This window comes from Lacinutrix algicola, assembly GCF_001418085.1.
Taxonomy (GTDB): Bacteria; Bacteroidota; Bacteroidia; order Flavobacteriales; family Flavobacteriaceae; genus Lacinutrix; species Lacinutrix algicola.
On record NZ_LIQH01000042.1, the window covers coordinates 71,509 to 84,533 of the forward strand.

8 protein-coding genes and 1 pseudogene are annotated in these 13,025 nt (G+C 31.1%); 5 read left to right on the plus strand and 4 right to left on the minus strand.

Going from position 1 to position 13,025, the window contains the following annotated elements:
* The first annotated feature begins 36 nt into the window (after window positions 1-36).
* A complete protein-coding gene (locus ASC41_RS15560) occupies window positions 37-2,103 on the plus strand; it encodes a TonB-dependent receptor (RefSeq protein ID WP_338034489.1) in 2,067 nt (688 codons plus the stop codon).
* Window positions 2,104-2,106: 3 nt separating this feature from the next.
* Window positions 2,107-2,283, plus strand: coding sequence for a hypothetical protein (locus ASC41_RS17305; RefSeq protein ID WP_338034490.1), 177 nt, complete (start codon window positions 2,107-2,109; stop codon window positions 2,281-2,283).
* A 552-nt stretch (window positions 2,284-2,835) separates the two neighbouring features.
* Here the strand turns inward: ASC41_RS17305 and ASC41_RS15565 are convergent.
* The 4 genes and pseudogenes from ASC41_RS15565 to ASC41_RS15580 all read right to left on the minus strand — a co-directional run.
* Window positions 2,836-3,260 (minus strand): annotated as a pseudogene (locus ASC41_RS15565) (RNA polymerase sigma factor); the annotation flags it as partial.
* A gap of 79 nt (window positions 3,261-3,339) precedes the next feature.
* Complete coding sequence (locus tag ASC41_RS15570; RefSeq protein WP_055437579.1) at window positions 3,340-3,960, minus strand: YceI family protein; 621 nt, start codon at window positions 3,958-3,960, stop codon at window positions 3,340-3,342.
* 70 nt (window positions 3,961-4,030) lie between these two features.
* Window positions 4,031-7,234 (minus strand): VPS10 domain-containing protein, encoded by a 3,204-nt coding sequence (locus ASC41_RS15575; protein WP_055437580.1) that lies wholly within the window; start codon window positions 7,232-7,234, stop codon window positions 4,031-4,033.
* Window positions 7,235-7,277: 43 nt separating this feature from the next.
* Window positions 7,278-8,594 carry a hypothetical protein gene (locus tag ASC41_RS15580; protein ID WP_055437581.1) on the minus strand — a complete coding sequence of 439 codons (1,317 nt, stop codon included), beginning with the start codon at window positions 8,592-8,594 and terminating at the stop codon, window positions 7,278-7,280.
* Window positions 8,595-8,722: 128 nt separating this feature from the next.
* Here ASC41_RS15580 and ASC41_RS15585 point away from each other — a divergent pair, with 128 nt between their 5' ends.
* From ASC41_RS15585 to ASC41_RS15595, 3 genes are all read left to right on the plus strand, one after another.
* Window positions 8,723-9,850 (plus strand): vWA domain-containing protein, encoded by a 1,128-nt coding sequence (locus tag ASC41_RS15585; protein WP_055437582.1) that lies wholly within the window; start codon window positions 8,723-8,725, stop codon window positions 9,848-9,850.
* Between the two features lie 86 nt (window positions 9,851-9,936).
* A complete protein-coding gene (locus ASC41_RS15590) occupies window positions 9,937-11,403 on the plus strand; it encodes a MoxR family ATPase (RefSeq protein WP_055437583.1) in 1,467 nt (488 codons plus the stop codon).
* A gap of 188 nt (window positions 11,404-11,591) precedes the next feature.
* Window positions 11,592-12,986, plus strand: coding sequence for a glycosyl hydrolase family 8 (locus ASC41_RS15595; protein WP_055437584.1), 1,395 nt, complete (start codon window positions 11,592-11,594; stop codon window positions 12,984-12,986).
* Window positions 12,987-13,025 lie beyond the last annotated feature (39 nt).

Here is a 13,025-nt window from a genome sequence, read left to right on the forward strand (position 1 = left end):
TAATGGAATTAAAAATTAACCAACTATAATTAAAAAATGAAAAATTTAAAAAGGATCATACAAATCGTGGTATGCTTTGTATTTTTTCTAAGTTTAAAAGTCGTTTCTGCGCAACAAATTAAAGGTTATGTTTATAATAACAACCAGCCTTTAAGCGCAGCTTATATTTATAATTTAAATACTGAAGCGCACGCACACACTGCAGAAAATGGATATTTTGTTTTAGAAAATAACAAACTAGGAGATACACTATCAGTAAGTTTATTAGGCTTTAAAAAACAAGAAATTATCCTAGGTCAGCAAGATTTTAATAAACTGTTGATAATAGATTTAGATTCTAAAATATTTCTACTTGATGAACTTGTTTTAACAGAGCAAGAAAATATTTTAAATACGCTTGCAAAAGTAGATTTACAAACAACGCCTATTAATTCTTCTCAAGAAGTTTTAAGAAAAGTACCAGGATTAATTATCGGTCAGCACGCAGGTGGAGGTAAAGCGGAACAAATTTTCTTAAGAGGTTTCGATATCGATCATGGTACAGATGTTTCTATAAATGTAGATGGTATACCTGTAAATAATGTTTCTCATGCACACGGCCAAGGTTATAGTGATTTGCATTTTGTAATACCCGAAACAATAGATAATATTAATTTTGGAAAAGGACCGTATTATGCCCAAGCAAAAGATTTTACTACAGCTGGTTATATAGATTTTAAAACAAAGAGTAGTCTTGAAAATAGTATGGTAAAACTGTCTTATGGAAACTTTAATACTATTAGAACATTAGGATTATTTAATCTTACAGATAGAAATAGTAAAAGTAGTGCCTATGCAGGTGTCGAGTACATTGAAACTGATGGCCCTTTTAATACTTCTCAAAATTTTAATAGGTTAAACCTTATCGGAAAATACTCTACCTTAATTGATAATAAGAACAAAATATCTACAACAGTAACTCACTTTACTAGTCGTTGGGATGCTTCTGGTCAAATACCAGTGCGCGCAGTAGAAAGCGGACAAATAAATAGGTTTGGTGCTATAGATGATACCGAAGGAGGTAATACTAGCAGAACAAATATAAACTTAGAACATAAGTTTTTTGCTAGTGATGATATGACTGTAAAGTCTAATGCGTTTTATTCGTATTATGATTTTGAGTTGTATTCAAACTTTACATTTTTTCTAGACGATCCAATAAATGGAGATCAAATTAAGCAAAAAGAAGAGCGTTCAATTTTTGGTTTTAATACCGAAATTAAAAAGAAAAATGCTTTTAATAGTAATATTATTGAAACTACTAGTGGATTTGGATTAAGACATGATAGAGTAGATGATGTAGAATTATCTCATACGTTAAACCGAAATACAACTTTAAATTACATTCAATTGGGTGATATAAACCAAACCAATGCTTTTGGGTATTTTAAAGCTGAATTCGATTTAGGTAAATTTAAAGTGACACCAGGTTTAAGACTAGAATATTTTAAATTTTTATACAACGATGCACTAACCGAAAGTTATGAAACACTTTCTGAAACTAAAACAGCATTATTACCAAAACTGAATATACAGTATAACCAAAACAATAATTTACAATGGTTTTTTAAGTCTGGAATTGGTTTCCATTCTAACGATACTAGAGTAGTGGTAAGTCAAGCAGGTAAAGATGTTTTGCCTAAAGCATATGGTGTAGATTTTGGTAATGTATGGAAACCAACTAAAGATTTGGTGATAAATACTACAGCTTGGTATTTATTTTTAGAACAAGAGTTTGTTTATGTTGGAGATGCTGGAATTGTAGAACCTAGCGGAAAAACAGAACGTTTAGGTTTAGATCTAGGTGTTAGATACCAATTAAACGATTACTTATACTTCAATACAGATGCGACATTAACTAAAGCAAGAAGTGTAGAAGATAATGATGGAGAAGATTATATTCCATTAGCACCAAGTTTTACATTAGTAGGTGGTTTAGCTTTAAATGATTATAAAGGATTTTCTGGAGCATTACGTTATAGGTTTTTAGATGATAGAGCTGCAAACGAAGATTATTCTGTAACTGCTGAAGGTTATTTTGTAACAGACTTTAATTTAAATTAGGAAGTGAGTTCTAACCTTACTTTAGGTATTGCTATCGAAAATGTATTTGATACAGAGTGGAACGAGACACAGTTTTTAACAGAATCTAGATTACAAAATGAAACAGAATCTGTTGAAGAAATTCACTTTACACCTGGTACACCATTTAACGCTAAAGCTTCTTTAACTTATAAATTTTAAGAAAAGGTGTTTAGTGTAAAAATAGGATGTTGCTTTTTACGTAAGTAGTTTGTAATTAGTACGCAATCAATAATATATAAAGTCTACGCTATGAAAAAGTTAGAAGTTTTGTTTGTTTTTTTGTTGGTTGATTAGAAAGTGCCTTGCTTATTTTGTTAACTAGATAAGTAAGGACTTTCTTTTATAGGTTCATACATTTAGTTTGAGCCTTTTTTGTTTGTATAAATATAAATAATAGTACAGATGGTTTAAGTTTATTAATCTTTACATTAAAATAAACGTGGTAATTAATCACAAAAAAATAGCCTCGAATATATAATCGAGGCTATTTAAGTAATTATAATTTTATTATTAAGATTCTATAACTCCTAAAGTATATAGTTACTCAAGAGTAGGAGAAACACTTCCACCGGCAGCTTCTATGTCTAAAACTTCTTGAAGTACTTCTGGATGTTCTAGCATCATATTATAAACTTCTTTGTTCTCTGCTTCACTAAGTGAACCAGCAACATAAAGCTCTAATATTCCGGATGCGATATTCCATTTTAATTTAATACAATTTCTATTGTGAGTTTTAATGGTCCCAATAGGCATGTCTAATGTTTCAGACGCTTCTTTTTGCGTATAACCTTTAAAGTAAAGTAGGTCTATAACCTTTTTACATTTTTCGGCTAGTTTTCCAACAAATTTAGCAATGCCTATAGCATCAGTAGAGTTGTCGAGGTTATCTTGAGTTGGTAGTATATCTACGAAGTAATCGGCATTAAGGTTTTTAGAGCTGTTTTTAAAGCTTTTAGATCGTGTTTTGTCTATTGCTGCATTTCTAGAAATATTAAGAATCCAAATAAAAAAACGTCCTTTACTAGAATTATAAGAGTCAGCTTTGTGCAATGCTTTCGCTGTACATGTTGTATAATTCCTCAAAGGCTCTTTTATCCTTTTTTTTGAAATTTGGAAACTAAAATTTCTAATGTCATAAATGGTTTCTATGTGTGTAATAAATAATAAAGCAGCTAAAAATAGCTGCTTTATTATTGTCAATATACGGAAATATTATTAATTCTTTCTTAAAAAAGTACTGACTTCAATTGCAACATCTTCCCAAGTTTTACTAACACCATCTGCTCCTTTATGTAAATCGAAACACACCTTGTTTAAAGCACTTAAAGCACCTAAAGCATCCCAGTTTTTTATATCCATTGTTCCAGATAAAGTTACACGTCTTTCGTCAGTAATTTTAACATCTAACGGCAAATCTTTAGTAACACCATTCATTGTAATAGAAGCAGCATATTTACCATTGTTGTATTTAATTGTTCCTTTTAAGAATTCTGGATCTAACATTTCTCCAAAAAATGAAGTTTTCAATTTTAAATCTCTAGCATCATTATTAGTATATAATCCACTAATAGGAATAGAGAAACTTAAATTGTTTAATGCTTCTTCTGGAGTTGTTCCAGATTTTTCTTCAAATTTTAAGATATTAAACTGTCCGCCAACAGGTACTTTTTCTGTTGTTTTATAAGCTGTCCATTTTACAGATGTTGCTTCGGGTTTAACAACAAAATTTGTTGTTTCTGTTACTACCTTTTCAGTGTCAGTAGTTTTAGTTTCATTTTTACAACTTGTAGTAAATGCTAAAACCGTTAGTAATGAGAGTAATACTATTTTTTTCATGGTAATAATTAGTTTAAATTATAGTTTAGAAAGTTAAGCTTATTAATAGTTTTTTGCAAGAAAGGAGTTGTTAATCTATTATAAATTGTTTGACTTGTTTAAATTCTGAAATACTTAAAGTTTCAATTTTTGTTTTATAAGATTTCCATTCGTTTGTAAAAAATGTATTTGTTTGTTTTAAGGCATCGCTTAATGCTTTTTTTGCATGATTTAATAATGTTGTTTCCGTAATAGATAACCCGTTTTGTCTTGATCTAATGTAGCCATTAGCTTTATTTAACCTAGAACTAACTGTTGGCAAATTACTACGTGTAATACCTTGACGCTCGTCTTCTTTTCCAAAGTAAACAGCGAATAATTCGTCTATTTTTTTTATAATTTCTTTAGATGCTTTTATTTCTTCTTTGTATTTTTCTTTATCTAAAGCGTTGAGGTCTTTTTTATATTTTTCAGCAGATTTTTTACTTTCAGCAAGTTGCTTTGTAGCGTCTGCCATTGTTTGTCTTATTGTTTCAATATTTTTTAATGCAGAATAAACCTCGTCTGTATTTTCATTTGAAACATTTAGTCTTGGATCTTCTTTTACAACAATTAATTCTTCCGAAGTTAAATTGCCATAATGCATCACAGCTTTATAAGTTCCTGGTTTCACCGAAACACCTCCTGGTTCATTTCTTCTTTTTCTAATAGATTTTGAAGGATAATCGACACCTTTTTCACGTAAGTACCAAGTCCAGTTATAAATACCTGTAGAGTCTGGAGTTTTACGTTTTAAGGTTCTAATTAATTTATCGTTATTATAAATTTTCATTGTTATTGAATCCCATTTAACTGCATTTTTATCTTCTTTTACAGCATCTTCGTCCTGTTTATCGTCATCTTTTTTCATTACATCTTTAGCTGCAGTATCAACTTTCAAATAATATCTAAAGCGTCCTCCAGAACCTCTGTTGTCTCCAGAATACATAGCATCACCACCAAATCGACTTCCAGTTGCTTGTTGGTAAGCAGCTTTGTAAGCAGTAGGAGGTGAGAATAATTCTAGTTTAGTATTTATAGTTTCTTTCTTAGCGATTGCTCGCAAAGGTATAATGTCGTCAATAACCCAAGCAGCACGACCAAAAGTTCCAATTACTAAATCGTGTTCTCTAGGATGAATTACCAAATCTTTTACAGGAACTGTTGGGAAACCTTCGGTCCATTTTGTCCATTTTTCACCTGCATTTGTAGATACATATAACCCATCATCCGTTCCTAAAAAGAGTAGGTTGGGTTCTTCTAAATCTTCGATTATAGATAATGTGTAGCTTTTAACATCGTTTTTATCTACAATGCGTTCCCAAGATTTTCCGTAGTTTTTAGTTCGGTAAGCATACGGTTCAAAATTAAAACGTCTGTAATCGTTTGCTACTAAAAGGGCTTCTCCTTTTGCTTTATTACTTGCTTTTATTTGTACTATCCAACTGCCTTTAGGTAAGTCTTTAAGATTTTTACTAACATCTTCCCAAGTGGCTCCTCCGTTTTTAGTAACGTGTACTTTACCATCGTCCGTTCCAACCCAAAGCATCTTTTTTTCAATAGGAGAAGGTTCAATAACTAAAATGGTACAGTGGTTTTCTGCTCCTGTAGCGTCAATTGTTATTCCGCCACTATCACGTTGTTTTAGTTTTTCGAGATCGTTGGTTGTTAAATCTGGAGAAATTACAGTCCAAGTATCTCCTTTATCGTTAGATTTATGTACAAACTGACTTCCAAAATAAAGTGTTTTATTACTAAAAGGATCAGTATTTATTGCCGAATTCCAATTAAATCGTAATTGAACTTCAGCATTTGGATGCGTTGGTTGTACACCATAATTATTTCCTGTTTGCCAATCGTAACGGCTGACATAACCTTGCTGGCTCATAGTCCAACCATATCTCGAATCGTCTCGATCTGGAATCACATCAAAACCATCACCAAAACTTATTTCTTGCCAATAACTATTTCTAATACCTTGAGCTTTCCAAACATATGCAGGACCTCGCCAAGAACCATTGTCTTGCATACCTCCATAAACGTTGTAAGGAAACTCGTTATCTACATTTATATGATAAAATTGAGCCACAGGCATATTACCAATAAAGCGCCAAGTTTTACCACCATCTTTTGTAATATTCATACCACCATCATTTCCATCAATCATGAAATTTCCATTTTCAGGATGAATCCACCATGCATGATGATCTGGGTGCACACCATTACTAACACCATAAGCAGGCATTAACTGTTTAAAGTTTTTACCACCATCTTCACTTACATTTATATAGGTAAAAACCGAATACACTCTGTTTTCATTTTGAGGATCGACATAAATTTCAGAGTAGTAAAAAGGTCTATTTCCAATATCGCTTTTATCGTTAATTTTTTTCCAACTAAAACCACCATCTTCACTTTTGTACAATGCATTCTTTTTTGCTTCAACTAAAGCATAAATTATATTAGGCTTATTTGGAGCAATTGCTACACCAATTCTACCTAATTCACCTTTAGGAAAACCTTCTTTCTCGGTAATTTTTTTCCATGTTTTACCACCATCGTGAGTAATGTGTAAACCAGAGCCTTTTCCTCCTGAATTAAAAAACCAAGGTTCACGTTTGTGTTCCCAAAGTGTTGCAATTAATTTGTTAGGATTCGATGGGTCCATAACCAAGTCTGCAGCTCCAGTTTTATTATTTGCGAACAATATTTTACTCCAAGTTTCTCCACCGTTTGTAGTTTTGTAAACACCGCGTTCACTGTGTTCTCCCCAAGGACTACCAATGGCTGCAGCGTAAACTATGTTTGGATTTGTAGGATCAATTACAACTCTATGAATATGTCGCGTTTTTTCTAAACCCATAGATTTCCAGCTTCTTCCTGCATCTAAAGACTTGTAAATACCATAACCTCCATTTAAACTATTTCTTGGGTTTCCTTCGCCTGTACCAACCCAAATAACACTCGGGTTAGATTGTTGTATAGCAACAGCACCAACAGATGCTGTAATTTCCTTATCGAAAATAGGATCCCATTTTATGCCACCAGAAGTCGATTTCCATAAACCACCCGAAGCAGTACCAACGTACATAATATCTGGATTACTATGCACCGCATCAATAGCTGTTACACGACCAGACATGCCGCCTGGACCAATATTTCTAGGTTTCATATTTTTAACTAAATCCATAGAGAAGTCTTGCGAAAACGCTGTGATAGAGAATAATAATAAAAGTAGAAAGGATAGTTTTTTCATTTTTGTGAGTTGTTTAATAATGCTTAAAATTAATAAAAGTTGATTAATCTTTTAGCTTTCTTTCTTTTAATAAATCAAGGACTTCCTTTTCTTGGATTCTTGTTATTATTTCTTTAGATGAAGTGTTTACAGTTTGATTTGCACCTTCTGTAAAAATTATATTATTATCTGTTGAATTAAAAATAGGTTCTAATTCTGATTCAAAGCCACAACACATTAATGGTGTGTTTATCCAATAATTTTTATCATAACTATTTTGTAATTCGGAATTTATAAAAAGATTTCGATTACTAAAAAGACTGTTGTTATAATTAGATCTGCTTTCAACATCTATATTAGAAAAAGAGAGTTTTCCTCTAGTAGTCATAGAAAGTTTAATGTTCTTTGCGGTATTGAAATACAATAGGTCATAAGAGATAGTATGATAATAAATTAAGTCTTCAATGTTAGTGTAATCTATATCGTAAATTACATCTAATCCTAATTTAGGTTTTTTTTCTTGACTACGTCTAAAAAGTGAAGTTGCTTTAACAATATTAAAATTATCTTTTTCTATTATAATTTGCCCATTTATTGAATGAAAATTAGTCGAAGAAATGCTAATATTAGTTTTCTTTGAGTAATAGCTAATAACATAGTATTCTTTATTATCAATTTCTGTTTTCCCTTCTAGGTTAAAATTGTAAAGTTTATTTCCTTTTTTACTTAAAGGATGACGTACTTCAAAAAATCTAAAAATTGAAATAAAATTATCTGAAAATAAATACATTCCATAATGATTATATTTTTTAGGATTTGGTTTAGAAAGGTAATTTTCTTTAGTTCTTCTTATCTGTTTTGGAACTAAAATTGGATGCTTCCAAACGTTATTGTTTTTTCCTAATAATAACATATCTCCATCTACTTCTATATACGCAGGAAGAGAATCGTTTAGTTTTGTAAATTGTTTTAAATTGGCTTGAGACCAATAGGGATCTTTTCTTATATTATTCTTGAATGCCTTAACTGCTTTTTTTATAATCTCTTCTTTAGACAAAGCTTTCGAAGCGGTTAAAAAAATTTCTTCTAATTCTGTCGGTTTTAGTTTCAGTTTTATAACATTATTTTCTTTTAAATCTGTATAATCTACAGTTTTACTGTCATAGTCTAAATGATTAAAAGTTATGGTTTTAGATATGTTTGCTTCTGTTTTAATAATAAACTCACCATTATTATTAGAATACCCAATAATTTTATTTTTAGAGATTATTAATACATCAGGGATTTTATTATTGGAATCCATGTCTATTAAATTAATTTGTGTTTGAGCAAATGAAAAGTACCCAAAAAATAAGGTAATCAAAGTAGATTTTAATGTCATGATATATTAAATTTATAATTAAATAAAAATTTAAAACTAAAGATTAATCAATATTAAACTCTTAATGTGTTGTTAAGTTTTTTTTGGTTGCACATTTTTTTATAAAAAAGACGTATTTTTATACAGCAATGAAAAAAGAAAAATTACACAGAAAAGGTTTCGTATTTAAACCATACGAAGCGCCTTCGCAATCACCTTTTGAGGTTCTTTTTGATATTTTTAAAGAATTAATTACACATACTTCTGGAGATTTTGACGAGGCTATAGATTGGCTTCGCGAATTAGATAAAGAATACAAATTAACCACTCCAGAATATACAATTGAAGACTTTATAGAAGATCTTAAAGCCAAAGGTTACATACGCGAAGAAATTAAACCAGATGGTAAAAAAGGGAATGCTATTACAGCAAAGACGGAGTGTGCTATCAGGCAATCTGCATTAGATCAGATATTTGGTAATATTAAACGCAGCGGATCCGGAAACCACAAAAGTAAAGGTACAGGAATAGGAGATGAGCATACTGGCGATTTTAGAAACTACCAATTTGGAGACAGTTTGGATAAAGTGTCTATGACAGAGAGTTTGCGAAACGCACAAATTAATCATGGTATTGGCGATTTTAATTTAACCGAAGACGATTTGGTGGTCGAGGAAACCACACACAAATCACAAATGAGCACGGTGTTAATGATAGATATTAGCCACAGTATGATTTTGTATGGCGAAGATAGGATTACACCTGCCAAAAAAGTAGCAATGGCTTTAGCCGAATTAATTACAACACGCTACCCAAAAGATACCTTAGATATTTTGGTTTTTGGTAACGATGCTTGGCCAATTAAAATTAAGGATTTACCATACTTGAACGTGGGACCGTATCACACCAATACAGTAGCAGGCTTAAAGTTAGCAATGGATTTATTGCGTCGTAAACGTAACACTAACAAGCAAATTTTTATGATAACGGATGGTAAACCAAGTTGCTTGCGTTTGCCTGACGGAACCTATTATAAAGATAGTAATGGCTTAAATCCATACATCACTAACAAATGCTATGCCCAAGCACAACAAGCTAGAAAATTGCATATTCCAATCACTACATTTATGATTGCTCAAGATCCTTATTTAATGCAGTTTGTAGAAGAATTTACGCATGCCAATCAAGGAAAAGCCTTTTATACAGGATTGAAAGGATTAGGCGAAATGATTTTTGAAGATTACGAAACAAATAGAAAAAAGAGAATTAAAGGATAATTAAAGAAAAAAGAGAATAGAAAAGAGAAAAGATGGGTTGAAAGTCTTCTTTATTTCATCTATTATCTCTTTTTAAAAAAATAAATATGGAAATAAAAAATATAAAGACTTTAGGCGAATTAAAAAAAGCTGGATATATAAGCAAGTCTATTAAAGATGAGTTAAGAGATAATTTAATTGAAAAAATAAAAAGTAAAACAACTGTTTTTGAAGGTGTGCATGGTTACGAAAACACTGTAATTCCTGAGTTAGAACGTGCAATTTTATCACGTCATAATATTAACTTTTTAGGGTTACGTGGTCAAGCTAAAACACGTTTAGCACGTTTAATGCTAAATTTATTGGATGAGCATATTCCTGTGGTTGAAGGTAGTGAGATTAATGACGATCCTTTAAAACCTATCTCACGTTTTGCAACAGAGTTGATTGCAGAAAAAGGAGACGATACACCAATTACTTGGATGCATAGAAGTGAGCGTTTTGCAGAGAAATTAGCAACTCCAGATGTTACTGTTGCAGATATTATTGGTGATGTAGATCCAATAAAAGCAGCGAATTTAAAACTGAGTTATGCAGACGATCGTGTGATACATTACGGAATGATTCCGCGTGCAAACCGTTGCATTTTTGTTATTAATGAATTACCAGATTTACAGGCTAGAATACAAGTGGCTTTATTTAATATTTTACAAGAAGGAGATATCCAAATTAGAGGTTTTAAATTACGATTACCTTTAGATATGCAATTTATATTTACTGCAAATCCTGAAGATTATACCAACAGAGGAAGTATTGTAACACCTTTAAAAGATAGAATTGGATCGCAAATTTTAACACATTATCCAACAGATATTGAAACTGCTAAGATTATTACACAACAAGAAGCAAAATCTGATGGTCGTCAAAAAGAAAGTATTCATGTACCAGAATTAGCAAAAGACTTACTAGAGCAAATTGTTTTCGAAGCTCGTGATAGTGATTTTATTGATGAAAAAAGTGGAGTAAGTGCGCGTTTAAGTATTACCGCTTTTGAAAATTTATTAAGTACAGCAGAGCTTCGTGGGTTAAAAAATGGAGATGATACTACAACCATTAGATTATCTGACTTTTTAGGAATTATTCCTGCTATTACTGGTAAAGTAGAATTGGTTTACGAAGGAGAACAAGAAGGTGCAGCACAAGTGGCTTATAATTTAATAGGAGAAGCAGTTAAAAGTTTGTTTCCTGAGTTTTTTCCGAAGGTTGAAAAATTAAAGAAACAAGAAGACGAAAGCCCTTATGATGATATTGTCTCTTGGTTTTTTAATGCTTCAGAAGGATTTGAATTATTAGATGGTTTGCGTGATAAAGAATATAATGCCTTATTGGATGCGGTATCTCCTCTAGACGATTTATTAGCAGAGCATCAACCAAAATTATCTAAACAAGAAAGTTATTTTGTTAAAGAATTTGTGCTTTGGGCTTTAGTAGAACATAAGCAATTAAGTAAACACAGATTTACGGAAGGTATTCAATTTAAAGATCCTTATGGTAGTTTTATAAGTGGCTTATAATAAGTTGATAAAAACTATTAATATTATTGAGTTAAAGTGTCTGAAAATTAGTTTTTAGACGCTTTTTCTTTTTTACGAATTGTATTTTTATAAAATGTTTAATTTATATAATTAAATTGTGTTTTCATAAAGTCCTTTTATTGCATTTTGGACGTATATATTAGGAACATTATAAATCATCCCCAAATATGAAAAAACGTTACACCTTAACTTATTTTACCTACTTTTTATTTTTAATTGCTGTAAATGCTCAAATATCTTCAGTTAGTTTTGAAAACTTAGATTATGAATATGGAGCACAACCAACAAATATTCAAACCAACGATATTTATGATGTTTATGTTTCTTGGCGAAATACATTTGCAGAACCTTGTACAAATGGACGTTATCGTATAAAATTTGATACTCCAAGTCAATCGGTTTCAGAAGGCATTGCATATGGTATGTTATTATCTGCATACGCTAATGATAAGGAACTTTTTGATGGTTTATGGTTGTATTATCAAGATTTTGTAAATGCAAATGGAGTTATGAATTGGAAAATAGATGGCTGCACTAATGTAATTGGTAATAATGGAGCAACAGATGCCGAGTTAGATGCTGCCTATGCTCTTATTGTTGCAGATAAACGCTGGGAAAGTACTGGAGCAGTAAATTATGAAAATGATGCATTATCTTTAATAAGTATTATTAAAACACACGAAGTAGAAAGTGGAACAAATGTATTAAAACCAGGTGATGCTTGGGGAGGAAGTAGTACTACAAATCCATCTTATTTAACACCAGCTTATTTTAGAGTCTTTGGTATTTATTCAAACGATACAGCGTATTGGAACGCAGTAGCAAATAAAAGTTATGCTATTATAAATGCAAACCTTTCGCAAAATAATGCCAGTTATAATTTAGTTTCCGATTGGTCTAAAGCAGATGGTTCGTACTCTAACGAAGTATCATGGGCTTACAATCAAGGACGTTCTTATTATTATGATGCAGCAAGAACGCCATGGAGAATGGCTATTGATTATGTTTGGTTTGGTGATACGCAAGCTGCAACTTACAATCAATTATGTATTGATTTTGTAAATGCACAAGGTGGGTTTAATGAAATTTATCCAGGTTACTCGCAAGCTGGAATTGCAATAAATACAACATATAAAGATCCTACTTTTACAGGAGCTTATTCTTCTGCAGCTATGACTTCAACTAATCAAACATTTGTAAATAATGGTTATTCAGAATTAAAAAACCAAGCTACAACAGCCTATTTCGGAGCGACTTTAAGAGCTGTATATATGTTTGCATTATCGGGAAACATGTATAATGCATTAGAAGGAAATACACTAAGTATTAATGGAAATTCTCAAAAAGAATTTAAAGTTTTATCTAATCCAGTTTCAGATTATTTAAATATTTCATTTAAAACGTCTAAAAAAAGAACGATTACTTTGTATTCAATAAATGGTCAGCAGCTAATTTTTAAAACAGTGAATAGTTTAGAAACAAAATTAGATTTAAGGGAATTAAAATCGGGTATTTATTTTATAAAGATTGACGGAGAAAGTTATAAAATTATTAAGTCTTAATTATAATAAGTGTCTGATTAATAGTGAAACTATAAAAAA